The sequence below is a fragment of the Megamonas sp. Calf98-2 genome (assembly GCF_900110235.1).
Lineage (GTDB): Bacteria > Bacillota > Negativicutes > Selenomonadales > Selenomonadaceae > Megamonas > Megamonas funiformis.
Genome location: NZ_FOCY01000034.1, coordinates 1 through 25,514 on the forward strand (window position 1 = coordinate 1; position 25,514 = coordinate 25,514).

Genomic DNA, 25,514 nt, shown 5'->3' on the forward strand with positions numbered 1-25,514 from the left:
AAGCAATAAAAAAGTTAGTGAAAGTACTACCAAAAAAGGCATTAAAAACATTTACAACAGATAGAGGGAAAGAATTTGCATGTTACAAAGAAGTAGAAAAATTAAATATAAAAGTATATTTTGCAGATGCTTATGCAGCATGGCAAAGAGGTAGTAACGAAAATTCAAATGGGTTATTAAGAGAATATTATCCAAAGAAAACAGATTTAGGAAAAATATCTAATGATGATTTAATAGAAAAATTAATACTATTAAATAGTAGACCAAGAAAATGTTTAAATTGGGATAATCCATTTAATTTATTTTTAAAAGAAGTGTCGCACTTGGATTGACAATTCATCATTAATTAAATTATCGCCATTAAATTTATTTATTGCCTAAAAACTTTAAAATCATATTTATAATTTTTCTATAAAAACCAATTTCTTCTCAGTCTTCAAGTCTTGGTCCAGCATTTAAAATTTCTTCTGGCATTTCGCCTGCGAAACGTTTAACATTTTCAGCGAACAATCTTACTAATTTTTCAGCTTGATTTTTATATGCTTTTTTATCCATCCAAGTATTTTCTGGATTTAATACTTCACTTGGTACACCTGGGCAGCTATCTGGAATATTTAATTGGAAATATTCATGTTTAGTCCAAGTAACATCATCCAATTTACCATCTAAAGCAGCAGAAATCATAGCTCTAGTGTATTTTAATTCCATACGCTTACCAATGCCATATGGACCGCCAGTCCAACCAGTATTAACAAGATATACGCTAGTATTATATTGATTGATTTTTTCACCTAATAATCTAGCATATTGTAATGGTGGTAATGGGAAGAATGGTTCACCAAAACCAATGGAGAATGTTGCTTGTGGTTCTGTAATACCACGTTCAGTACCAGCAACTTTACTTGTATAACCGGATAAGAAGTGATACATAGCTTGTTCTTTAGTGAGTTTTGCAATAGGAGGTAATACACCAAAAGCATCTGCAGTTAAGAAGATAATTGCATTTGGATGACCTGCCATACTTGGTACGATGGCATTTGTAATATTTTCTATTGGATAAGCTGTACGCGTATTTTGTGTAAATCTAGCATCAAAGAAATCTGGTTCACGAGTATATGGATTGATATAAACATTTTCCAAAACAGTTCCATATTGAATTGCATTATAAATTTCTGGTTCACTTTCAGGTGTAATTTTTATAGTTTTTGCATAGCAACCACCTTCAACATTGAAGATACCATGTTCACTCCAACCATGTTCATCATCACCGATTAAAGAACGATTAGGGTCAGCAGATAAAGTTGTTTTACCTGTACCACTTAAACCAAAGAATAATGCAGAATTTCCATCTTTACCTACATTTGCAGAGCAGTGCATGGATAAAACACCACGTTGAGGAAGAATGAAGTTCATAACAGAGAAAATAGCTTTTTTCATTTCACCTGCATAAGCACCGCCACCGATTAATACCATTTTTTTGCTGAAATTAACAATAATAAAAGTTTCAGAATGTGTACCATCTTCAATTGGATTAGCTTTTACACTAGGCATACAAATAAGTGTAAATTCAGCAGGTGTAGTGAGTTTAGTTTTTGGTCTAATAAATAATTGTTTTAAGAATAAATGATGCCAAGCATGCTCATTAATGCATTTTATTTGTAATTTGTATGCAGGGTCTGCACCAACTAAAGCATCCGTTACAAATAATTGATGGTCTTTAGCATAATCTTTCATTTTTTCATAAAGACGATTAAATGTATTTTCCGAACATGGTTGATTTGTATTTGACCAATGTATTAAATCATGAATGTCTGGAGTATCAACAATAAATCTATCTTTAGGTGAACGACCTGTATGTTTACCAGTAGTTACACAAATCGCACCTTTATCAGATAAACGTCCTTCATGATTTCTAACCGCTTCTTCAAGTAATTCAGGAATTGTTGCGTCATAAGTTATTCTTCTTGCTACAGATAAGAAATCTTGGCTAGAATAGTTATTCATCATTGTAATCAACCTCTCTTTTATCTATGTTAATTTTTCATAGTATTTATTACTTTGATTTACCATATGAATATATAATTCTATAAAAAATTTATTATTCCTTTAAATTTCTAAAAATTTTATATATTTTTTATACTTTTTTTACATAATAGATAAAACTTATGGCAAAAAACATTTATAATAAATAAAATATTGGATATATGCTATTTTTATGCTATAATATCTATGTGTTAATTAATAAAATTTATTATACATAAGATATTTTCAATAGGAGGATTATATGGAACTTAAACAACTAGAATACTTTCAAATGACTAGCCGTTTAAAAAATATTACTAGAGCAGCCAAACGGCTTTCTGTTTCTCAACCAAATATTACAGTTGCTATAAAAAAATTAGAAGCAGAACTTGGCATACAACTTTTTGAACGTAGCCAAAAACAATTATCACTCACACCAGAAGGAGCTGTATTTTTAAATCGCATTGAACTTGCTTTGCGTAATATTCAAGATGCCGTTTTAGAAGTTAATGACTATAAACAACTTCAAAAAGGCACTATCAAAATTGGTATTCCTTCTATGATCGGAGCATATCTTTTCCCAAAAATTTTCTCTGGTTTCCAGAAAAAATTCGCTCATTTAGATATTTATCTTTATGAAAAAGGCTCTATGTCTATTCGTGAATCCTTAGAACGTGATGAATTAGATTTTGGTATTGTCATCATCTCCAATGCTTCTCCTAGTTTACAGTTATTGCCAATGTCTACTAACCAAGTAATAGCTTGTGTTCCTGAAGATAGCCCACTTGCTCAAAAAGATTCTTTATCTTGGAGCGATGTAAGTAATATTGATTTAATTATGTTAAAAGAAGGTTCTTTTATCCGTAATTTAATTCAACAAAAACTCAAAGAACACAATATTCAACCAAATATTATCTTAGAATCAAACCAAATCGAAACGATAAAAGGTCTTATCTCCAGTAATGTTGGTATGGCATTCCTCTTAGACTTCGTAGTTCAAGATACACCACATATTAAAACATTACCAATAGAAGACCCTATATTTGTAGATGTTGGACTTGCATGGAAAAAAGATAGATATATCTCCAAAGCTGCTCAATCTTTTATCAATTTCTGTCAAGATACATTAAATAAATAATTTATAAAATTAAAGCCATCAGTTTATTCAAATTTGCTGATGGTTTTTTATTTTTATTGATAACAAAAAGGATAATCCACTTATTTTAGGATTATCCTTTTTATATTTTTTATAGCTTATTTAATGATATTTTAACGATGAGCCAATAAAGTTTGTTTTAATTTATCTTCAATTTGTACAAGTTCAGCTTCTGCTAATTTACGACGTTCACGTCCATCCTTTTGAATTTTAATAGTTTCTTCAATAGTAGAAATCAAATCTTCATTTACTTTTTTTACAGTTTCAATATCTACAATTCCACGTTCTGTTTCACGTGCTGTCTCTATTGTATTTTGTTTCAACATTTCAGCATTGCGTCGCAATAATTCATTTGTAGTATCTGTTACTTCACGTTGCATCTGTAAAACTTTTTGCTGTCTAGATAAACCAAGCGCAATTACAATCTGACTTTTCCATAATGGAATAGTATTATAAATAGCACTTTGCACCTTATCAACTAAAACTTTATCATTATTTTGAATAAGACGTATCTGTGGTGCTGTCTGTATAGCTATTGTTTTACTCAATTTCAAATCATGAACTTTTTTCTCAAAACGACTGACAGCATTTTCAAAATCACTGACTACCTGCACTGCCATTTGATTTTGAGAATTTACAGCTTCCATGCGCAATTTAGGAATAGTATGTTGTTGCAATTCTAAGATTTTTTCTTCGCCAGCTTTAATATATAACTGCAATTCTTTAAAATACTCTAAATTGCGCTGATACATAGTATCAAACATCACAATATCTTTCATCATGCTCATGCGGGCTTTATCTAATTCGCCTTGTATCTTATCAATCTGTACAGATAATTTATCATATTCTGCCATCATACTTTTAGCACTGCCAACTAATGAGCCTAAAATAGGAATTTTCTTTATAAATCCGCCACTGTTTTTACTATCTACATCAAAACCTTTTACTTTTACTACTAAATTGCTTAACAAATCGCCAACATGCCCACTATCTTTACTTCGAATATTATTCAAAATACTATCTGAAAACTCTGCTATATTTCGTTGCGCATTTATGCCATATTGTACAGATGTCTGCGAATTCGTCAAATCTATATTTTCTTTTATTTCATCAATACGTTTTCTATCTTCCGGTGAAATCAATTCTGTTTGCTTTGTAACCTGCTCAATCTCTTCTTTTTTTGTCATTACTTGCCAATTTTGAGCATCAGCATTATTGTCCATTGTCTGTGTTTTTGCTTTGATTAAATCATCTAAACTAATATCTGCCATAAGTTTCACCCTCTATTCATATTATCAAAAAAATTGCGATAAAAATCATCTTTATCCATAAATAAATAGCGTATACCTTCTATAAATCCCGCAATAAAAGGTATGCCTGTCCATGAGAATAATAAATAAAAAATTCCCATAAAAGTTTTGCCTAAATAAAATTTATGTGCGCCAAAACCGCCAAATAAAATTCCTAGACCTCCAGCAATTAATTTTTTACGCAAAACTTCATCACTATCAAAAAATCTTTCTGGTAAATGTTTTAATTGCCAACGCATTTTCTGCATAGGTTTATCGTGCATACAATTTTTACGTCTATAGCTAAAGCCAGATTTTATCTCTTGAGTGCGGTCTTGCTTTTTCACATCAAAACCATCTGCTTTTATTGTATTTTCCATAACCTTTAATTCCGCATCCATATCTAATAACTGGTCATTTATCAATTTTTCAAATTGCTCTGTATAAGCATTACTCAATCCATATAAAGTATTTTTTGTTCTTTCCTTTATATCATTTACACTATCTGTATTTAACTGCGTATTTTCTATTTCTACATACTTTTCAATTAAACCAGCCACAGTATCTTGATAATAATCGATAAATCTTCTAGCTAGAGTAATTTTTTCTGGGTGTTTTTGTAGATATTGTAAAATATTCAAAGATACCTTTTGCATATCTTGCACATGCATTTTTAATTCACTATCTCTAATATATTTCAATGAGCCTTTTATATAATTATAATCCTCTAACGCTTTTTGATAATTTTCCTGCAATAATTTACTATTTTCACTATCATCTAAATCTAAACTAATCTGCTTTTTCTTATTTGGTTTAAATGTCAAAAAGACGCCTACACCTAAAGCTACTGCTCCTATCAAATTCACAATATCACTAAAATGTGTTATCATATCAAACCCAATAAAAGCCAAAATAGTCGTTATAACTGCTAAAAACATAATAAAACTAAACATAATTTTTATTCTCCTATATTTTATTATACTTATTAAATTCTAATAAACCCTTTTAAAATCCTGCACTACAAAAATAATTATACAAAATTTATACTGATTATGCTTGTATATCATATTAAAATTGTATTAAAATAAAATTAAAATTTTCCCTTGATTTCTATTTTCTGAAACAAAACTATACTTAGGAGGCTTTTATTATGGCAAATATAAATACTGTATTACTAGAAATGATTAATTATTATCAGGGCGACCCTAAACGCATTCAACATTTTCTTAAAGTACATAGCTTTGCAAAATTCATAGCTGAACAAGAAAACTTACCTTCAGATAAATTGTATATTTTAGAAATCGCTGGTTTAATGCATGATATCGGCATAAAAATTGCTGAACAAAAATACAACAGTAGCAATGGCAAATATCAAGAATTAGAAGGCCCTGCACCTGCTAGAGAAATACTTGAAAAACTCCAAGTAGATACTGCTGTAATAGATAGAGTATGTTTCTTGATTGCTCATCATCATACTTACAATAATATTGACGATTTAGATTACCAAATCCTAATAGAAGCAGATTTCTTAGTAAATCTTTATGAAGATAATTGTTCAAAACAAGCTGTAGAAAATGCATTAAATAGAATTTTTAAAACTAAAACAGGCATTAATTTATGTAAAACTATTTATGGTATTTAATCATATTCAACTAATAGAAAGGAATTTTTTATGTCCCAAAACCTTGATATTGAATTAAAACCAGTAATTCCCAAAGAATATCCTACATTTATCAAAAATTTACAAGAGGCTTTTTCTCCTGCAATTATTGAAAAATTTGGCACAAATGAATATCTTCCATCTAAAAACGATATATTATCCTCACTTACTGCTAAAAATGCAGAAGTTTTCCACATTATTTATAATAATCAATGTGCCGGCGGTGTTGTTCTCATGATAGATAAAAATACTCATTATAATTCTTTAGATTTATTTTTCATATCACCCAAATATCATGGAGACGGCTTGGGTCTTGCAACATGGAAAACCATTGAGAAAAAATATCCCGATACAATCACATGGAGAACAATTACGCCATATTTTGAACAAAGAAATATACATTTTTATATAAATAAATGCGGATTTCATATAATAGAATTTTTCAATAAATATCACAAAGAAAAAATATGCCCAATCATATAAATGATAAACCCAATCCATGTATAGATAATTATTTTCTCTTTGAAAAAAAGATGAAATAATCCAAAGAAATGCTACTTGCCAAAGATATTTTATCTCTAATTTTACCAGTTAAATTCTTAAAAAAGCTTTTCATTACCTGAAAAATAAGGCTTTTTATAAAATCTTTAAAATCACCATTATTGCTGGTAAAAAATATCAATATCCTTGTATATCAATGCTTTTAATAGTATAATAAAAATCACAAATACTGATTTTTCTATCATTTAACTTTAACAAGAGTTGTATTTGAATCCAAGATATATACGTTTACCATTAATGTTTATATAATTTAACTTTAACAAGAGTTGTATTTGAATTTGATGAAAGTGTTACAATTCATTTAGATATAGAATTTAACTTTAACAAGAGTTGTATTTGAATATTTTATTTCCTAATGCATTAATGCCAGCATTAGTAATTTAACTTTAACAAGAGTTGTATTTGAATTAGTTATTTAGTATAGTATTTACAATTTCTATATTTATTTAACTTTAACAAGAGTTGTATTTGAATTCTGGACTTAATCTTAGCGTTCTAAAGTCGATGTTTATTTAACTTTAACAATTGTATATTTTTAAAATAACTTTTCCACTATTTGATAAATATGTAGATAACTATAAAAATAAAAACTCATGGATTAAAATACCCATGAGTTTTTATTTTACTTTATTCTTTATTAGCTATACCCAATTTACCAAAAACATAAAACGATAAGCTGAGAATCATGCCACAGACAACAGCAAGACCCATACCTTTTAATTGTACAGGACCGATATTTACAGCAGCTCCACTAAGACCACTTATCATAGTTACGGCAGTAAGTATCATATTTTTCGTACTAGTATAATCAACTTTTTTCTCTATAAGCATACGTATACCAGAACAAGCGATAACACCAAATAACAATACAGAAATACCGCCCATTACTGGTACTGGAATAGCATGAATAATAGCAGCAATTTTACCAATAAAAGAGAAAAGAATAGCAAAAACAGCAGCTCCACCAATTACCCACACACTATAAACACGAGTAATAGCCATAACGCCCATATTTTCGCCATAAGTAGTATTAGGAGTTGAACCTACAAAACCAGATAAGACATTAGAAACACCATCAGCAAATAAAGAACGATTAAGTCCTGGATTTTTAATTAAATCTCTATCTACAATACTACTTGTAACAACAACATGTCCAATATGTTCAGCAAAAACTACAAACAATGCAGGCATGATAATCATGATAGCGTGAATATTAAAAGTTGGTTCATAGAAAGTTGGTACTTGTACCCAACTAGCAGCTTCTACACCAGACCAATCTACAATACCTAAACAAAAGGCCATGATATATCCTGCAATTACACCAATTAATACAGGAATTACACTTAAAAATCCTCTACCAATTACAGAAGCCAAAATTGCCACAGCTAATGTAAATACAGAAGTAATCATTGCAAGCTCATTTGGAATGCCTTGAGATTGCATTGTATCACTGATAAAACCAGACATATCCAAAGCAAGTGGTGCAAGTTCAAGACCAATTACTGCCACTACTGCACCCATCGCAGCTGGTGGTAAAATAATATCAATCCAAGCTGTACCTAATTTACCCACAACAAAAGATAAAATAATAAAAGATAAACCAAATGCTATAAATCCACCTTGAGCATCTCCATAACTAAGTCCACTAGTAGCAAGTACTGCTAAAACTGGAGAAATAAATGCAAAACTAGAACCTAAATAAGCCGGTAATTTCCCTTTACAAATGATTAAATACAAAATTGTACCTATACCATTCATAAATAAAGCTGTTGCTGGATTTACATGAAGTAAAAAAGGAACTAATACTGTAGAACCAAACATAGCAAACAAATGTTGTAAACTAAGTGGAATTCCTTGCAACAAAGGCACTTTTTCTTCTACGTCATAAAACTTTTTCATTTTGTCCTCGCTTTCATAAATAAATAAATAAATAAATCCTTAGTTATTTTATCATAAGAAATCATATCTATCTATTTAAAAATAAAAATATTTATTAAAAACCAAAAGATTATTGCATATTTACCGCTTTTAATTTATATTTATATAGGCAAAGAATAAAAATATTATTTTTTCCTATATATTTTATTATGAATAGGAGATTTTTTATGACTAAAGAAGAATTTATGCTTATTGCAACTCAAGAAGCTGATAGTAATTTAACAACTAATGAAGGTGGCCCATTCGGTGCAGTTATTGTAAAAGATGGCAAAATCGTAGGTCGTGGTCATAATCGTGTACTTATAAAACATGATCCAACTTGTCATGCCGAAGTTGAAGCTATTCGTGATGCTTGTCAAAATTTAGGTACTCATGATTTAACAGGTTGTGAACTCTATACATCTTGCTATCCATGTCCAATGTGCCTTTCTGCTACTATTTGGGCAAATATCAAAAAAGTTTATTATGGAAACACAGCTAAAGATGCTGATAAAATTGGTTTTAGAGATGATTTCATCTACAACTATATTGAAGGAAAATGCCAAGATATCTCCGTTTTAGATTTAGAACAGTTTGGTAGAGATATCACTATAAAATCCTTTGATAACTTTGCACAAAAAACAGACAAAACAATCTACTAAAAACAAAGAGGATAAGTTTTATACTTATCCTCTTTTTATTATTTTTATTATCATCAAATAGACAATTATTTAATTATATTATTCTTCTACTTTTTGATTAAACAAAGCCGCTGCAAAGTCATTAGCTACAAATGGTCGTAAATCGTCCATACCTTCACCAACACCAATCCATTTTACTGGCATACTAAGTTCAGATTTTAAACCAATTACTACACCGCCTTTAGCAGTGCCATCTAATTTAGTCAATACCAATCCAGAAATAGGAGCTGATTTTGTGAATAATTCAGCTTGGCTAATTGCATTTTGTCCTGTTGTAGCATCTAATACTAATAATGTTTCATGTGGAGCTTCTGCTATTTCACGTTTAATAACTCTTTGAATTTTATTTAATTCTGTCATTAAATTAGCTTTATTATGCAAACGTCCTGCTGTATCAATGATGAGTATATCCACTTTTCTTGCGATAGCAGCTTTCACAGCATCAAATACTACTGCTGCTGGATCTGAACCTTCTTCATGTTTAATCACAGGAACATTTACTCTTTGACCCCAAATTTCTAATTGGTCAATAGCCGCTGCACGGAAAGTATCTGCTGCTGCAAACATGACATTTTTGCCTTGTTCTTTATAATATCTACCCAATTTACCAATAGTTGTAGTTTTACCTACACCATTTACACCGATTACTAAAATTACTGTAGGCCCAGATTTAGCGATATTTGTTTCATCAGAACCTTCATTTAACATCTCTGTAATACGTTTAATCAAAAATGGTTTTAAATCTTCAGGAGAGTTAATCTGTTTTTTCTTAATACCAGCACGAACATCGTCCATTAATTGTAAAGAAGTTTTTACCCCTACATCAGCTTGGATTAAAGCATCTTCTAATTCATCTAATAAATCATCATCAATATCAGCATAACCAATAATTACTTTTTCGATTTTCTCTGTTAAAGATTTACGTGTTTTTGTAAGACCTTCTTTTAATTTACTAAAAAATCCCATCTTTTAACCTCTTTCCTCAAAATCTTCTAAACGAACAGATATCAACTTGGATACACCAGCATCTTCAATAGTTACACCATACATAACATCAGCAGACTCCATTGTTCCCTTACGATGTGTTACTAAAATAAATTGAGTGCGTTTAGCATAATCTTTTAAAAACTTCGCAAAACGTTTGACATTTGCTTCATCTAATGGAGCATCAATTTCATCTAATACGCTAAATGGTGCAGGATTATAAGTGAAAAATGCAAACAGTAATGCTATAACTGTAAGCGTTCTTTCCCCACCTGATAATACAGCTAGACTCTGTGGTTTTTTATCTGGTGGTTCTACTTCAATTTCAATACCTGAACTTAAGATATCTTCTTTATTTGTTAAAATTAATTTTGCATTGCCACCGCCAAACAAACGTTTAAAAATATCATTAAAATATACTTTTATTTTATCAAAAGCTAAACCGAATTGTGTAGACATTGTTTTATCTATCTGTTCAATGATTTTCGTTAAATCTTCTTTAGCCTTGACTAAGTCCTCAATTTGTTTACTCATAAAGCTATAACGTTCATTTAATGTTTCATATTCGTTGATAGCATTTGGATTTACAGGACCAATTTCTTTTAATTCTTTATCTAATTTCTTTAATTTAGATTTCAGCTCATTTTCATCAAGTTCTAAACGATGATTTAAAGCTTCTTGTGGAGTCAATTCATATTCTTCTTGCATACTTTGTAAGCATTGCTTAATTTCAGTTTCTAATTTAGCTACACTTACTTCACATTTATGAATTTTATCCTTGATAACGCCTACCTTGCTTGCAATTTTAGCACGTTCTTCGTCCATATCAGACAATTCACTTCTCATACCTAATTGTCTTTTATATAAAGTATCGTATTCTTCTTTACCATCAGTTTTTAACTTTTCTAAATTAGCTACAGATTCTTCTAATTGTTTTAATTCAGCTAAACTATCATCAATGACTTTTTGTAATCCAGCCATTTCTTTATCACTATCAGCTAAAAAAGCCTTAAATCTTTCTGCCTGTCCTGTCAGCAAATTCAATTTATCATTATAGCGAATGACTTCTTGTCTTGCTTCTGTACAGCTAATCTGTTTTTGCATTACCTTTTGTTGACGAATTTTTAAATCATGTTTCAATACTTCAATCTCATTGTAAATATCTTCATAAAGATTTTGTTTTTCATCAACTTGAGCTTCCATTTGAGCAATTTTCGCTGTTTGCTTTTCAATATCTGCCTCAATAGCCGTTTTTTTCACGATTAAAGCAGATATGCGATTATCTATAGCTTTTAAGATATCTTCTTGATTTACAAACCAATTTTCTAATTGTTTAAATTCTACTTTTTTCTGTGCTAATAATAAAGATAACTCTTGCCAATCTTTTTGCAAACGGTTGATATTTTCTGCTAAAGCCACGCGTTTTGCTTCATCATCTTCATATTTATTTTTCGCGTCACGTAATACTTTACGTTCACTAGCTAGATAATCTTTTAATTCTAATAACTCACCTTTACGGTGTAAATAACCTGCTTCCTTGCTTTGGCTACTACCACCAGCAATAGCGCCACCAGGTTGCAATAATTCACCTTCTAAAGTTACGATACGCAAACGATAATCATATAACTTAGCCAACTTTAAAGCGTTATCCACATCATCAACTACTAAAATTCTACCCAATAAAGATTGAGTTATCACTTTATATTCTTCATCAATATTTACAAGTTCATCTGCATAAGCGATAAAACCATGTTTACCCGGTTCAATTTCAGTGCGTTTATTTTTATGTGGCTGAACAGTAGTCAGTGGCATAAAAGTTACACGACCAAATTTATTTTCTTTCAAATAATTAATTGCCGATTTTGCAGTATCTGTATCTTTAGTAACTACATTTTGCATGGCAGAGCCAAGAGCTACTTCAATAGCTGTAATAAAAGGATCTTCTACCTTTATCAATTCAGCTACAGCACCGCAAATACCTTTTTGCCATGATTTATCCGCTTTTAAAACTCTTTTTACAGCCTTGCCAAAACCTTCATATGATGCTTGCATTTCTTGGAAAAATTTTACTTTTTCCTCTGCCATACGCACATTTTGGCGAGTTTCATTGATAAATTCTGTAGCCTCTTTGCAAACTTTTATAAGTTCATCTAAATTACTTTGTTGAGAATTAATACTTTCTTGTTTAGCCTGTACTTTTTTATTGATATTATCAATCTCTACTTGTAATAATTCCTTAGCTGTATTTTTTTCTATTTTTTCATTAATTGCATTTTTATGCGCACTATGCTGATTTTCAATATTTACATCGATATCAGACATATCTCGCTTTAACAATAGTAATACCTTATTTTGTTCTTCTATCTGCTTGCGCTTTTCATTATCTTGCTCTTGCTTTAATTTGATTTCTTCTTCTTTCGCTTTAATATCATTTTCTACTTTTTGTACACTTGAATTTTCTTCTTGCAAGGCAAGTTCTAATTTATCTGCAGTATTATTAGCAATCTGAGCTTTCCTTTTCAGTTCTTCTCCATCAGCTAAAGATATTTTTAATTCTTCTTTTGTCTGATTTTGTCTTTCCTCTAAACGCTGTTGAGACTGACAACTCTGTCGTATACGTTCTTGTAATAAAGTGGCTTGATTGCGACTGCGTTCTATTTCTTCATGGATTTTTTGATTATTTTCACCAAGTAATTTTATTTTCTGTTCTAATTTATTTATCTCACTTTTCTTAGCGATTTTTTCACTTTCAGAAACAGAAACTGTAGCCTCTAATGAAGCTCTTTCTTGTTCATAACCTTTTATCTCTAAATCCAGTTTATTATTTTCAGCTGAAAGATTTTCATATTTATACAAAATCTGCGTGAGTCTACAATCTTTATATTCTTTATCAATGACATTATATCGTCTAGTTTTATCAGCTTGTTCTTTTAAAGGTTCTAACTGTTTTTCAATCTCACTTACAATATCATTTAAACGTACAATATTTGCCTGTGTATTATCTAATTTACGCACAGCTTCGCGTTTTCGTTCACGATATTTAGTAATTCCCGCACATTCTTCAAAAAAATATCTTCGCTCTTCTGGCTTTGTATTTAAAACTTCATCTACTTTATTCTGACTAATAACACTTATAGAATTTTTACCCAATCCTGTATCAGCAAATAAATTATAAATATCCTTTAAACGACATTTTGTCTTATTGATTAAAAATTCACTTTCACCAGAACGAAATATGCGTCTTGTAATCATTACTTCCTGGAAATCTATCGGCAATTTACCATCACTATTATCAAAAGTAACTGAAACTTCCGCTGCACCAAGAGGTCTTCTTGTGGAGCTACCTGTGAAAATAATATCTTCTGCCTTATTTCCACGCAAATTGCGCACATTTTGTTCCCCTAAAACCCAACGAATGGCATCTGTAATATTACTCTTACCACTTCCATTAGGTCCTACAATTGCTGTTATTCCCTCATCAAATTCTACTTCTAATTTATCTGCAAATGATTTAAATCCATACGCTTCTAGTCGCTTTAACAGCAAAATTTTCACCGTCCATTGTTGTTTCTATTTCATAAACTACTATCTATCTATTGTTATCTGAACTGTTACATCAGCACCAGGTAAAACTTTATCTTTTAATTCATCAGGGAAAGAAATTTTTGCTGCTGTAACTAAATTTTTATTTTCTTCATCTTCACTATCTTGATGTGTTACCTCTAAGACAGTACCTGTTAAATCCATATCATCAACAGAATAATGAACAAATTGACCTTGATGTACTTTAGCATATTGTTCTTCTGTAAGTGGTGCTTCTACCCATAAATTTTTAGTATTACCCACATTGATGAATACATCGCCTTGTTTTAATTCATCACCTTGTTTAAAATCAGTTAAATATATAATACCACTAACCGGAGCTGTAATATCAGCAAAATTATCATCAGATTGAGCTTGGTCTAAAGCTGCTTTTGCTTGATTTAATTGAATTTGAGCTGTAGCTAATGCTTCTGATAATTCTTTAGATGGAGCAGAAGAAACATTTGCTTGTTGTTCTACAACTTGTGGTGTACTTGCTGCCACTAAAGCACTTTGTGCTGCTGCATATTCTGATTGTGCTTCCGCATATTGTGTCGCACTTACAGCACCTATAGAATATAATTTATCCATCTTCTGTTTATTTGCTGCGGCTGCATCTAATCTAGCTTGAGCCGCTGCTACATTTCCTGTCGAAGAACTTGTAACTACTGGCTGACTTACTACCATAGAGGCTTTTACTTGTTGCTCTAAATTATCATAATTTACTTTTGCTTCATCATATGCCTTTTGCAAAGCTTCAATTTGTTCAGGTGTTACAACTACTTTCATTTTAGCAATAACTTGACCTGCTTCTACCTTATCACCATCATTTACCAGAAGCTCTGTCAATGTTCCATCATTTTGAGCTACAACCATAACTTTAGAACTTGTGAGTTTTGCATCATTAATATTAATAATTCCTTGTCCCTGGTTCCATTTATATACACCAAAAATAGCTACAACAGCTATAAGTAGAATTATAGGAACACTATAAATTATAAATGGTTTTATTTTTTTTGTAATATCTTTTTCCATAATAGTACCTCCCATCTTCAGCAATAAAAAAATCCTTTCTCATTAAATATATATCTAAATAAATGAGAAAGGCTGTATATATTCTTACAGCTAGTATTAAAAATACCACAAAACAGTAAAATACACAAGAAAATAGGCTATTTCTAATGAAATTATAACAAAATAATAATATTTATTTTTCTCTTAAATCAAACTAGTTAAATACTTTTTAACGTCCTCAATAGAATAACAAATTGCATCTGGATTTTTAGCTTTTACGGCTTCTTCTTCTATTCTTGTTCCGTACAATACAGAAACTATTTTTACACCAACTTGTCTAGCTGCATCAATATCAGTTGGTGCATCACCAATATAAATCACTTCATCTGCTGATAATTTATATTCATCTATAACTTCTTGCATCATTTGTGGTTTTATACCACCTTTTATAGAGCCAGTTTTTACTTTATCAAAAAGATTTTCCATTTGATACTGCTTCAAAGATATTTCACAAGTTTTTGCACCTTTACCTGTAGCCAAAATTACAATGAGATTTTTACTTTTTAAATATTTTATTAAATCCACAACACCTGCAAATGGTTTTGGTGTTATTTCTTTATGTAATCTTGCATAAGCATCATATAATCGTTTGCAAGCTTCTTCATAATTTTTTTCATCTACAAATTTTAAAATACTACCTTCTTCTATAGGTCCAAATGTATCTGCTATTTCATCATCAGATAATTCTCTATCTATAAAAGGACTTACTGCTTCTCTGATTGACTCAATAACTAATTTTAAAGTGTCTCCTATTGTACCATCAAAATCAAAAATAACTGCTTTTAACATAAATTCGCTGTTTCCAGCTTTCACCTCTTTATCCATATTTATATCTATTATCTATCAAATAAATAACAAAATCAAATTATTATGTTTAAATATATTAATAAATAAAAAGTGGTAGATTTTTTCTACCACTTTTTATTACATATCTTCTATTATCTTTTTTCAAAAGTACCAAATACAATAGGTTTACCATTTTCTACCATATGAGTGCCTCTTGCCCACACATGTTGTAATTGTAAATCTTTATCTAATACTAAAATATCTGCATCGCTATTATTAGCTAAGCAACCTTTTCTTGGATATAATTTAGTGAATTTAGCAATATTGCTTGTAATGATTTTTATAGCATCTGTAATCGCAATATTTTCTTTTTGCACCATATCTCTAAATTCATTTAAAATAGAAATCTGGCTTGCTACACCAACGCCAATATTATTTCCAGCTTCATCAAAAATTGGCATACTACCATTGCCATCAGAACTCATAGTGATATTTTCAATATTAACACCAGCTTCTAATGCTTGTTTTACAGCTTCACTGGATTTTACAGAATGACTAGAACCAGTTTCAGGGCTAACGCTAGAAGTTACGTCCATAATACCACCTTGTTTTGCCCATTCAATAGCTTCTTTAAATAAGCGTTTATTGCGATTTACATGAGTTGGAATAATTTGTGTCTTAGGAATTTCACCATTTTTAGTGATTTCATAAAGCATTTTTAAACCATCTTCGCCATCGCCTAAATGCATATTAACTACACCAGCTTTACCGCTGAGCATACCGCCAACACGAGCTTCTGCTGTAATTTGCTGATAAGCTTCTTTTGGAGATTGAGAAGAACGATGATCGCACATAGCAATTTCACCAGTACCAATTACTTTATCAATCAAAATAATATCATTGCGTACACTACCTGTAATTGTTGGTGTTGGAATTTCATAAGAACCAGAATAAATATATGCTGTAATGCCTTCATCTTCAAGACCACGAGCTTTAGCAAGTAAGCTAGCTACATGACGAGTTACACCATCTGTACCTAAAAGACCAAGTACTGTAGTTACACCAGAAGTTGTGATATCTGTTAATTGGATTTCAGGTGTTCTAGTCGCATAACCACCTTCACCGCCACCACCGATTAAATGTACATGAGAGTCAATAAAACCTGGTACTACATAATTACCTTCACAATCAACTACTTCGCAATCATATACTGCTGGTAAAGAAAGACCTTCACCTATCATAGCGATTTTTTCGCCAGCTACTAAAATATCTTTAACTCCTAAATCTTCTGGAGCAATTACATGTGCATTTTTTAATAATGTGAAAAATGTTTTTTTTGTATTCATATAATCAACCTTCTTTTATTGTAAAAATAACATAATAAAATGCATTGCCCAAATAGATAATAATGCATTAATTACACAAATTAAAATAATTGCAGGATAATGTTTAGTACTTACACCAGCAATACCTAAACAACGACCCACATTTTGTACAGGATTACCCATCAAATAAATAGCAGGTAAAAGCACTGTTACTTGCATAGCATCTAAAGAACCAGCAGTATATAAGCTCATTGCTACACCTACACCGCCACCCATACTCATTAAAGCAGTGATTAAAACTGTTGCTGCTTCACCAGGAAGACCCCAAAGCCCCATTACTGGCTGGAATACAACGCCAATTAATTGTAAAAGACCTGTAACATCTAAAATACGAATAATTACAAATGCCATCATTACATTTGGTAACAAACTAGTAGTACCAATAGTAAAACCTTTTCTAGCACCATCAATGAATAAATCCAAAATTGTTTTTTTCTGAATAACTTCTACTTTATTGTCGCTCATTTATCTTACCTCACTTATTGTCCAATAAATTTAAAATATAAACGCATTAAATTTGCACCCACAATTTTAAATACAAAAATTACAAGTAAAGGTACGATAATTGGTGCAAGTAAAATACTAAAAGCAGCAGCACCAGAAGAAAAGTAATTTGTTACAAAAGCACTACCACTTGTTTGATAAGTGATGATAACAGAGCGTTCTTTATCTGTTAATTTTCCTTCATCAACTAATTCTTTAACCATACCAGCAGCAGCATCTGTACTTTGCATATTAGCAATATTTGCAAGTGCAGAAACACCTGGTACACCAAGTAAAGGTTTTAACAATGGGTTCATTAATTTTTGAGCAGCCTTCAATCCACCCAAACCATCAATGACATTTACAATCCCTAAAGCTAAAATAACAGCAGGAATAAGTTCTAAAGCAAATAAAAAGCCATCTTTAGCACCGCTACCGCCAGCACCTCTAAAGCTCATAGCCTTATCAGTTGGTATCTGTCCAAAACTACCATTCAATACATTGAAATCTAAAGCACGTAAAACTCCATCAGACGAAGAAAAAATCCCTGAAAATAATAAAATTGCCAACACAAAAACTACATAACCATACCATGGCACAGAGATTTTTACATCATTATTTTTCTGTTTATCCATTTGTATCTCTCCCTAATAAAATATTTCACTATTTTATTATATGCAAGTTTCGTGCCAACAATTTAATAGATACAACTATCTAATATAAAAGTACTTTTGTATTTTATTATAAAAATTTAATGGGAATTTTATAAAACTTAAAATATAAAATTCCCATTAAAATCATTTTAAGGATAATCCTAATTTATAAAATTTTATGCCTGAAACCTCAAACTCTCGATTAATTCTTCGTTTATCACCTGTATAACTATCAGCTTTTACTACGACATAATTATTAGACTTACAAACAAAATCACCATCAAATTCTGGTAAATTCATTTCTGGCATGTGTATACTTGTATATTTTTCTGCTAATTTAGAAATACATTCTTCTCTTAGTAATTGCATTAAGTTATTCCATTTAGGATTATATAAAATATAACCTAAACGTATTCCCGCACCACAAAACTTAGAATATGAACCAATTACAAAAACATTTTCAGGTATTTCTCTATTACTATTTCTCAACATTTTAGCTGAATAAGTTTCATCCACAATAGTATATTTAGCATATTCATTTCTATCTTGAAGTACTTCATGCTCAAAAACATTATTATATTTATCAGTAATATAAAACAAAGAATTTTCTTGTGGTAATTTTAAAGGATAATCCCCTAAAACAAATTTTTCATTTTTAAACTCATAATCTACTAGAAAAATTCGCTTTTCTTCAGGTGTTTCCTCAGGTCGAGGATATAACAAACCATTAGCCAGTACTTCTACCAAACCCCATGAAGGATTTTCAATATAAGCATATTTAGGTCGAAGTGCTTCAAAAATAATTCTCACTGCATTTTCACAGCCGTTAGTTAAGATAAAACTATCCCTTGATAAATTATATGTCTGTGCAAAATTTTTATATGCTTCAAACATATCTGGATATGTTCTTGCTTCTGTGTCAGCTAAAGCTTCGCAAGTAACAGGTTCATCTTTTATTGACCATGGTTTTTGTCTATCTTCTTTGAAATAATCTCTGCGTTTAAACATAATAATTATCCTATCTAATTATAGTTTTACAAATTTAAATTCATTTACAAAATCAACAATATAATCAAGCAAAGCTACTTTCATATCTTCGCCCCATTGTTTATTTGCACTATAAGAATCACTTCCGCCATAGCCACCGCTATTTACAACTTTATCTACACTGCGAATTACTTTTATAGTTGCACCTTTAAAATCAACTGCATTTAAATGTATATTTTTTAATTTATCCGATAAATGATTTACCTTTGTTTCCATTAAATCATCTTTATTTATTAAACCTTCATCAATAGCCATAATCATGGAAACTTCTTGTCCGTCACCATGACCGCCTTTCCATGCAGGATTGAGCATTGGAGCAAGTGACCACCAATCAATCTGAGCGCAAAGACAACCTTTTTTATTAGCTTCTAATGCTACTTTATCCAAAGCAGGAGTATTACCACCATGACCATTTAAAAATACAAATTTTTTCACGCCATGACGACTTAAACCATCTACAATACCTTTAATAACAGCATATAAGCCATCAAAACCAATATCAATAGTTCCCGAAAATTCCACATGATGTGTAGCTATACCAAAAGGAACTGTAGGCACAATCAAAACTTCTGTGCGTTTTTCTATTTGTTTAGCAAAATAATCAGGAATTAAAAAATCTGTTCCCAAAGGACCTACAGGGCCATGTTGTTCTGTACTTCCAATAGGAATAATTGCTACTAAATCATCTTTTGCGAAAGCTCTTTTTGCTTGTTGCCAATTTAAATGTGCTAAATACATAATTAATACCTTCTTTATTCATTAAAATCAAATTAACATTTTTCTAAATCATCAAAATGACGTCTGATTGTTTCTGCTGATGCAGGTTTTGTACACAAACTCACTACAATCAATACCACCATGGCAATAATCCATGCCACGATTAATGGATTGAAACCAAATGTTAAAGATGTAAAAGTAGTTGTTAATAAAATATATACGATTTCACCAACGATTACAGACGCAAATGCACCAACTTTTGTTGCACGTTTCCAATAAAGACCGGCTAAAATTGGAGCTGCCCAAATACCTAAACCACCAAAAGAGAATAAAACTAATTGGAAAATTGAAGATGGTTTATAAATACCAATACAAATAGCTAATACTCCTAAACCAACTGTTACATAACGAGACATGATAAATGCATCTTTATCTGTAGCTTCTTTATTGAATATTTTTTGATATAAATCACGAGTTACAGCACTTGTGGAAGTAATTAATACACCACTTACAGTTGACATACCTGCAGAGAAAATACCAGCTACCATCAAAGAAGAAATTACAGGATGAACGCCTGCTTGTAAAATAAGAGGCACGATAAAGTCTGTATCTGTTCCTGTGAGATTAGGGAAAGACATTCTACCCGTTACACCACACCATTCAATAAGTGTAGCAGAAAACCACATACCTAAAGTTCCCAATAATACTGCTTTAAACATTACATTGTAATTTTTCATAGTGAAAAATTTTGTAAATAAATGTGGCTGTCCAATTGTAAAGAAACTCCACATGATGATCATAGAAACATAATTTTGCCATGGCATAGAATTATTTTGTCCAGGATGAGATAATAAACTTATATCAGTATCTGCTAAATGCTGATTAATTACTTCAAGACCTCCACCTAATTGCAAAGATACAAAGAAAGTAACTACAGCTGTTGCTACCATTAAAATCCCCTGAATAACATCTGTAATCATAATACTTCTAATACCACCTGCCATACAATAAAGTATAACAGTTATACCCATGACTACAATACCAACCCATTCTGGAGCACCAGTATATGTTTTAAAAATAATTCCAGCTCCAATTGTTTGCGCTCCCATCATTGGTACTAAGAATAAAATCATAATAATAGCCAATAATGCACGCATTAAAGTGGACTCATATCTATCAGATATGTAATCTGCCATAGTAAGCATACGATAACGATGACCCAAACGAATTAATCTTCTACCAACAAGTAAAGCAGGAATAACCATACTAAAAGCAATACCTGGCACAGATACAGACATTCCAGCATAACCTACTTTATAAATAGTTCCTGGCACACCCATAAATGTACTCATACTATATTGAGTTGAAAAATATGCAAGACCACTAAGCAAAGCTCCTGCCTTACCACTCATTGTGAAATAATCTCTAAGAGTTCGAGTTTGCTTTGTAGCATAATAACCAATATAAGTCAATAAACCAAAATAAGTAATAATAACAGCTAAAAATGGAATAATATTATTATCTAATGAATGTGTCATTTAAATCACTCCTCATCATCAAATTCTTTATACTCTGGTCGTTTTTTACAACTTTGCCACCATAAAAATATGAGTATAATAACTACTAAACCATGAAAAATCCATCCAAAGATGAATAATGGAGTTCCCCAAAATGAAGGAATGTATTCAGTGGCATAATACCAAGGAAATGGCAACATTATTAACACATACATAAATAAAAAAATAAAAGTCCATTTCTTTTCAAAAGAATTACTAAATGGGTTCATAATAAAACCTCCCTTATCAGTATATAAAGTTTCACTAATATATTCATGCAATTTCCATGCCAAGTAAACATTTGTGCATAGAAGAACCAAGAAACACTAAAAAATCATAACCTTTTATAAATTGATAAATACCATTTATTTTGATAATATAGGGTATATTATTATGAATTACCATTAAATTCCCATTAGGAGATAAATATAAAATGAAAAAATTAGTCATCATTTCTGTAGGATATAATACTGCTCATACTATTTACGAACAATTATGTAATATTCTTTATTCTTCAGTAGATATTAAATATTATTATTCATCTTCGCCTCCACCAACAAATTTAGAAGTTGACTTAATCCTCTATTCCAGCGAATATGCATTTGAAAGAATTAATTTTCGCCCTGCAAATGTACCTTATATTATTGCACGACGCTCTATAAATTATCATGAAATTAGCAAACTATTTAAACTGCCTAAATATAGTGATGTATTATTAGTTAATGATTCTAAAGATAGTGCAGAAGAAACTATTTTATTATTGCAAGCATTAGGCATAGACCATATAAACTATTATCCTTATTATCCTGGAATAGACAATTATCCTAAATTAAAAATAGCTATTACTCCTGGCGAGACTGAACATGTTCCGGGATTTGTAAACCATATTATTGATATAAAAACTCGCTTAGTTGATATCACTTCTATCATTGAAATTCTCACTCATTTTGATATTTTAGATAAATTCGCTAATATTTTATCAGCTAAATATATTCAAGATATTATTAAATTAATAAAAACAGGTAACAAATTATTAAAAGATAGTAGCAAAATGAAAGAAAGATTTAAAACCGTCATCAATAATGTTCATGATGGATTAATAGCTATCAATAAAGAAAATAAAATATCTGTTTTTAATCCTATTGCTGAAAAAATCTTTGCTCAAAAAGCGACAAAATTAATTGGGCAAGATAGTGAAAATTTCTTAGATGATACTTTTTTCCAAACAGTAAATAATCCTCGAAAAGAAGGTATATTAAAATTGCCTTCTCATGAACTTTTAATATCAGAAATTCCCCTCTATGCTAAAAATAGCGATAATGGCAAATTATTTGTATTAAAAGATGTATCCGAAATTCATCGCCTTGAAGAATCAGTACGTCGTCGTTTATACCAAGAACAAAATATTGCACGTTATGATTTTTCTCATATCGTTGGCAAAAGTCCAGCACTCCAAAAAGTATTATCACTAGCACAAAAAATGGCAAAATCAGATTCCACAGTATTTATTCAAGGTGAATCTGGTACGGGTAAAGAATTATTAGCTCAAAGTATTCACAATGCTTCTAATCGCAGTTCAGGACCTTTTGTTGCCATTAATTTTGCTGCACTTTCAGAAACACTTTTGGAATCAGAATTATTTGGTTATGTAGAAGGTTCTTTCACAGGTGCTAAAAAAGGTGGCTCTTCTGGTTTATTTGAAGCAGCCCATAAAGGAACATTATTTTTAGATGAAATTGGTGATGCCCCTTTACCATTCCAAGTGAAATTATTACGTGTACTTCAGGAACGTCAAATTCGTCGTGTAGGTAGTATAAAAGTAATTCCTATTGATGTTCGCGTCATTGTTGCCACTAATCACAATTTAAAAGAACATATAAAAGCTGGATTGATGCGAGAAGATTTATATTATCGTTTAAATGTACTTCCTATAAAAATGCCTGCACTGCGTGAACGCAAAGAAGATATTTTACCACTTGCATATAGTTTTTATAAAAAATATAAACCTTTATCTTTAGATGCCAAATTATATTTTTCTAATATAAAAACTTGTCTTCAAAACTATTCATGGCCTGGAAATATTCGTGAACTTCAAAATGTAGTTGAATATCTAGCTAATATTTGCCCTAATGAACCACCTCAAAGCAGTGATTTGCCAGAAGATATTAAATCTGAAATTTTTAAAACTCCTAATGATATCATTGATTTAAAAGAAGAAATTTTTGCTGAAATCAAACGTTGTAATACACTTCGCCAACCTGTTGGTCGACGCTCCTTAGCTCATAAATTCTCCGTTTCTGAAAATAAAATCCGTGAAATTTTAAACATCTTACATGAAGAAAATCGCATTCAAATAGGTTTTGGTAAATACAGTTTAAAAGCTATCTAAAATCATTACTATAAAATTATTTTCTTGACCTAAAGTAAACTCCAAGATGTATGATTAAAATAATAATAAAATCATTTACAGGAGGAGATTTTTATGAAAAAATTTTCTAGACGTGATTTTTTCAAAGTAGCCGGTGGTGCAGTTATTGGAGCAGCAACTTATGGCTTAACAGATAATATTTCTCATTCTTTTGCTCAATCGCCAGTAATAGCTAGTACTAAAATCAATGATAATAATTATATTGGCTCTAAAGCCAAAGTATATTTTTCTTCTCAAATTAATACAGATAGTCTGCTAAAATTATATAACTTAATCAATGAAGGTATTTATGGAAAAACCGCTATAAAACTTCATACAGGCGAAAAAAATGGTCCAAATATTTTGCCTAGAGATATGGTTCGCGTTTTTCAACAACATGTCCCCAATAGCAATATAGTTGAAACAAATACCTTATATAAAGGTGATAGATATACTACCGAAAGTCATCGAGAAACCTTAAAAATTAATGGTTGGGATTTTTGCCCTGTAGATATAATGGATGAAAATGGCACTGTTATGCTCCCTGTACGCAATGGCAAACATTTTCAAGAAATTTCAATGGGAAAAAATATCGTTAATTATGATTCTATGATAGTATTAACCCATTTCAAAGGTCATGCTATCAGAATCAGCAAAAGCTGTTATTGATTACTTTGGTAAACATATCGTTTTTATTAATGTTTTACGCAGAATGTCTGTTGATTGTGATTGCGCTGGATTATCTGCTGCTGAACCTACAATCCCAGATATTGGTATATTAGTCTCAACTGACTTACTTGCTATAGACCAAGCCTCTATTGATTTAGTATATGCTCAACCAAACAATCAAGATTTAGTAGAACGTATTGAATCTCGTCATGGATTACATCAATTGACCGCTATGCGCGATTTAAAAATGGGTAATCCTCAATATGAATTAATTTCTATTAACTAAAAATGACTAAAGACACTATCTATTAAATTTAAAATCTAATATCATGATTTTAATTGTCAAAACAAAAAGGCTTATTACTAAACAATTTGTAAGTAATAAGCCTTTTGTTTAAATATTAGATTTATAAATTATATGATTAGAAATAAAATTCCATTTGTGCACGGAAGATATCTACATCTTGTCTACCTTCTGTACTTGTTGCATTTACTTGTGTACCTGTTGTGTAGAATACTTCTATTGTTGTATTTTCCATTGGTACATAGTCAAATCCAAGTGTCCATCCTCTTACGTTTTCAGTATAGTCTACTGTTGCATCTATTGTTGAGAATGCACCTACATTTCTATAATTTGTGAAGATTGCAAAGGAACCTACATCACTTGGATTGTGTTGTTTATAGCGAAGTTCACTAAACCATCCATCATTTACTACTTCACTGCCAACACTATCTGTTACTCCATCTAAATCAGATTTACTATATGCTGCCATTAATGTTAAATTGTCTGCAAGTTTTGTATTAAATCCTGCTTCCCAGAAGTTTACACTATCTTGGAAATTATTGCCTTTTTCTGCTACTGTTA

Annotated in this window: 21 protein-coding genes, 2 pseudogenes and 1 CRISPR repeat array; of the genes and pseudogenes, 7 read left to right on the top strand and 16 right to left on the bottom strand. The window is 30.7% G+C overall.

Features of this window, described 5'->3' with window-relative positions; translation table 11 throughout:
• On the top strand, positions 1-332 hold a 332-nt coding region (locus tag BMX03_RS09480; RefSeq protein WP_143052088.1), incomplete at its 5' end, for an IS30 family transposase.
• 97 nt (positions 333-429) lie between these two features.
• Here BMX03_RS09480 and pckA read toward each other — a convergent pair.
• Positions 430-2,007, bottom strand: a complete 1,578-nt coding sequence (gene pckA, locus BMX03_RS09485) for a phosphoenolpyruvate carboxykinase (ATP) (protein WP_022228520.1) — start codon at positions 2,005-2,007, stop codon at positions 430-432.
• A gap of 277 nt (positions 2,008-2,284) precedes the next feature.
• Between pckA and BMX03_RS09490 the strand changes: the two genes are divergently transcribed.
• Positions 2,285-3,160, top strand: a complete 876-nt coding sequence (locus BMX03_RS09490; protein ID WP_075554455.1) for a LysR family transcriptional regulator — start codon at positions 2,285-2,287, stop codon at positions 3,158-3,160.
• Positions 3,161-3,291: 131 nt separating this feature from the next.
• Here BMX03_RS09490 and BMX03_RS09495 read toward each other — a convergent pair whose 3' ends face one another.
• Both BMX03_RS09495 and BMX03_RS09500 read right to left on the bottom strand, forming a co-directional pair.
• Complete coding sequence (locus BMX03_RS09495) at positions 3,292-4,449, bottom strand: toxic anion resistance protein (RefSeq protein WP_008537718.1); 1,158 nt, start codon at positions 4,447-4,449, stop codon at positions 3,292-3,294.
• Positions 4,450-4,454: 5 nt separating this feature from the next.
• Positions 4,455-5,420 carry a 5-bromo-4-chloroindolyl phosphate hydrolysis family protein gene (locus tag BMX03_RS09500; protein WP_091695087.1) on the bottom strand — a complete coding sequence of 322 codons (966 nt, stop codon included), beginning with the start codon at positions 5,418-5,420 and terminating at the stop codon, positions 4,455-4,457.
• A 197-nt stretch (positions 5,421-5,617) separates the two neighbouring features.
• On the opposite strand from BMX03_RS09500, the gene BMX03_RS09505 reads away from it, so the two are divergent.
• Positions 5,618-6,109 carry an HD domain-containing protein gene (locus BMX03_RS09505; protein ID WP_075554453.1) on the top strand — a complete coding sequence of 164 codons (492 nt, stop codon included), beginning with the start codon at positions 5,618-5,620 and terminating at the stop codon, positions 6,107-6,109.
• Positions 6,110-6,139: 30 nt separating this feature from the next.
• Positions 6,140-6,610: a GNAT family N-acetyltransferase gene (locus BMX03_RS09510; protein ID WP_255361472.1), complete on the top strand. Its 471-nt coding sequence runs from the start codon at positions 6,140-6,142 to the stop codon at positions 6,608-6,610.
• A gap of 261 nt (positions 6,611-6,871) precedes the next feature.
• A CRISPR array of direct repeats spans positions 6,872-7,228; the repeat unit is 30 nt; unit sequence ATTTAACTTTAACAAGAGTTGTATTTGAAT.
• A gap of 87 nt (positions 7,229-7,315) precedes the next feature.
• On the opposite strand, the gene uraA is transcribed toward BMX03_RS09510, so the two are convergent.
• Entirely contained in the window at positions 7,316-8,587 is a 1,272-nt protein-coding gene (gene uraA, locus BMX03_RS09515; protein WP_015562292.1) for a uracil permease, read from the bottom strand.
• Positions 8,588-8,793: 206 nt separating this feature from the next.
• Between uraA and BMX03_RS09520 the strand changes: the two genes are divergently transcribed.
• Complete coding sequence (locus tag BMX03_RS09520; protein WP_008537708.1) at positions 8,794-9,267, top strand: nucleoside deaminase; 474 nt, start codon at positions 8,794-8,796, stop codon at positions 9,265-9,267.
• Between the two features lie 78 nt (positions 9,268-9,345).
• Here BMX03_RS09520 and ftsY read toward each other — a convergent pair whose 3' ends face one another.
• The 11 genes from ftsY to BMX03_RS09575 all read right to left on the bottom strand — a co-directional run bounded on the left by ftsY (position 9,346) and on the right by BMX03_RS09575 (position 21,803).
• Positions 9,346-10,272, bottom strand: a complete 927-nt coding sequence (gene ftsY, locus BMX03_RS09525) for a signal recognition particle-docking protein FtsY (RefSeq protein ID WP_008537707.1) — start codon at positions 10,270-10,272, stop codon at positions 9,346-9,348.
• A gap of 3 nt (positions 10,273-10,275) precedes the next feature.
• A complete protein-coding gene (smc, locus tag BMX03_RS09530) occupies positions 10,276-13,836 on the bottom strand; it encodes a chromosome segregation protein SMC (protein ID WP_075554484.1) in 3,561 nt (1,186 codons plus the stop codon).
• A 39-nt stretch (positions 13,837-13,875) separates the two neighbouring features.
• Positions 13,876-14,907, bottom strand: a complete 1,032-nt coding sequence (locus BMX03_RS09535) for an HlyD family secretion protein (RefSeq protein WP_091695090.1) — start codon at positions 14,905-14,907, stop codon at positions 13,876-13,878.
• Positions 14,908-15,090: 183 nt separating this feature from the next.
• The gene (locus BMX03_RS09540) at positions 15,091-15,771 is read right to left on the bottom strand and encodes an HAD family hydrolase (protein ID WP_255361474.1); all 681 of its coding nucleotides are present in this window, start codon (positions 15,769-15,771) and stop codon (positions 15,091-15,093) included.
• A gap of 113 nt (positions 15,772-15,884) precedes the next feature.
• Complete coding sequence (gene iadA, locus BMX03_RS09545) at positions 15,885-17,078, bottom strand: beta-aspartyl-peptidase (RefSeq protein WP_019000146.1); 1,194 nt, start codon at positions 17,076-17,078, stop codon at positions 15,885-15,887.
• Positions 17,079-17,093: 15 nt separating this feature from the next.
• Entirely contained in the window at positions 17,094-17,582 is a 489-nt protein-coding gene (locus BMX03_RS09550; protein WP_008537701.1) for a YjiG family protein, read from the bottom strand.
• 14 nt (positions 17,583-17,596) lie between these two features.
• Positions 17,597-18,235 (bottom strand): nucleoside recognition domain-containing protein, encoded by a 639-nt coding sequence (locus tag BMX03_RS09555; RefSeq protein WP_008537700.1) that lies wholly within the window; start codon positions 18,233-18,235, stop codon positions 17,597-17,599.
• A 162-nt stretch (positions 18,236-18,397) separates the two neighbouring features.
• Positions 18,398-19,261, bottom strand: coding sequence for a PLP-dependent aminotransferase family protein (locus BMX03_RS09560; RefSeq protein ID WP_091695092.1), 864 nt, complete (start codon positions 19,259-19,261; stop codon positions 18,398-18,400).
• A gap of 18 nt (positions 19,262-19,279) precedes the next feature.
• Complete coding sequence (locus tag BMX03_RS09565) at positions 19,280-20,038, bottom strand: creatininase family protein (protein WP_091695095.1); 759 nt, start codon at positions 20,036-20,038, stop codon at positions 19,280-19,282.
• A 32-nt stretch (positions 20,039-20,070) separates the two neighbouring features.
• Complete coding sequence (locus BMX03_RS09570) at positions 20,071-21,555, bottom strand: sodium:solute symporter family protein (RefSeq protein WP_091695097.1); 1,485 nt, start codon at positions 21,553-21,555, stop codon at positions 20,071-20,073.
• A gap of 5 nt (positions 21,556-21,560) precedes the next feature.
• Entirely contained in the window at positions 21,561-21,803 is a 243-nt protein-coding gene (locus BMX03_RS09575; RefSeq protein WP_019000142.1) for a hypothetical protein, read from the bottom strand.
• Positions 21,804-22,006: 203 nt separating this feature from the next.
• On the opposite strand from BMX03_RS09575, the gene BMX03_RS09580 reads away from it, so the two are divergent.
• Positions 22,007-23,962: a sigma-54 interaction domain-containing protein gene (locus tag BMX03_RS09580; protein WP_075554489.1), complete on the top strand. Its 1,956-nt coding sequence runs from the start codon at positions 22,007-22,009 to the stop codon at positions 23,960-23,962.
• 393 nt (positions 23,963-24,355) lie between these two features.
• A pseudogene (locus tag BMX03_RS09585) lies at positions 24,356-24,935 on the top strand (DUF362 domain-containing protein).
• Between the two features lie 136 nt (positions 24,936-25,071).
• On the opposite strand, the pseudogene BMX03_RS09590 reads toward BMX03_RS09585, so the two are convergent.
• Positions 25,072-25,514 (bottom strand): annotated as a pseudogene (locus tag BMX03_RS09590) (S-layer homology domain-containing protein); the annotation flags it as partial.

Coding starts and splice junctions, on each gene's coding strand:
- pckA (WP_022228520.1), bottom strand. CDS start 2,007: ATGATGAATAACTATTCTAGCCAAGATTTCTTATCTGTAGCAAGAAGA.
- BMX03_RS09490 (WP_075554455.1), top strand. CDS start 2,285: ATGGAACTTAAACAACTAGAATACTTTCAAATGACTAGCCGTTTAAAA.
- BMX03_RS09495 (WP_008537718.1), bottom strand. CDS start 4,449: ATGGCAGATATTAGTTTAGATGATTTAATCAAAGCAAAAACACAGACA.
- BMX03_RS09500 (WP_091695087.1), bottom strand. CDS start 5,420: ATGTTTAGTTTTATTATGTTTTTAGCAGTTATAACGACTATTTTGGCT.
- BMX03_RS09505 (WP_075554453.1), top strand. CDS start 5,618: ATGGCAAATATAAATACTGTATTACTAGAAATGATTAATTATTATCAG.
- BMX03_RS09510 (WP_255361472.1), top strand. CDS start 6,140: ATGTCCCAAAACCTTGATATTGAATTAAAACCAGTAATTCCCAAAGAA.
- uraA (WP_015562292.1), bottom strand. CDS start 8,587: ATGAAAAAGTTTTATGACGTAGAAGAAAAAGTGCCTTTGTTGCAAGGA.
- BMX03_RS09520 (WP_008537708.1), top strand. CDS start 8,794: ATGACTAAAGAAGAATTTATGCTTATTGCAACTCAAGAAGCTGATAGT.
- ftsY (WP_008537707.1), bottom strand. CDS start 10,272: ATGGGATTTTTTAGTAAATTAAAAGAAGGTCTTACAAAAACACGTAAA.
- BMX03_RS09535 (WP_091695090.1), bottom strand. CDS start 14,907: ATGGAAAAAGATATTACAAAAAAAATAAAACCATTTATAATTTATAGT.
- BMX03_RS09540 (WP_255361474.1), bottom strand. CDS start 15,771: ATGGATAAAGAGGTGAAAGCTGGAAACAGCGAATTTATGTTAAAAGCA.
- iadA (WP_019000146.1), bottom strand. CDS start 17,078: ATGAATACAAAAAAAACATTTTTCACATTATTAAAAAATGCACATGTA.
- BMX03_RS09550 (WP_008537701.1), bottom strand. CDS start 17,582: ATGAGCGACAATAAAGTAGAAGTTATTCAGAAAAAAACAATTTTGGAT.
- BMX03_RS09555 (WP_008537700.1), bottom strand. CDS start 18,235: ATGGATAAACAGAAAAATAATGATGTAAAAATCTCTGTGCCATGGTAT.
- BMX03_RS09560 (WP_091695092.1), bottom strand. CDS start 19,261: ATGTTTAAACGCAGAGATTATTTCAAAGAAGATAGACAAAAACCATGG.
- BMX03_RS09565 (WP_091695095.1), bottom strand. CDS start 20,038: ATGTATTTAGCACATTTAAATTGGCAACAAGCAAAAAGAGCTTTCGCA.
- BMX03_RS09570 (WP_091695097.1), bottom strand. CDS start 21,555: ATGACACATTCATTAGATAATAATATTATTCCATTTTTAGCTGTTATT.
- BMX03_RS09575 (WP_019000142.1), bottom strand. CDS start 21,803: ATGAACCCATTTAGTAATTCTTTTGAAAAGAAATGGACTTTTATTTTT.
- BMX03_RS09580 (WP_075554489.1), top strand. CDS start 22,007: ATGAAAAAATTAGTCATCATTTCTGTAGGATATAATACTGCTCATACT.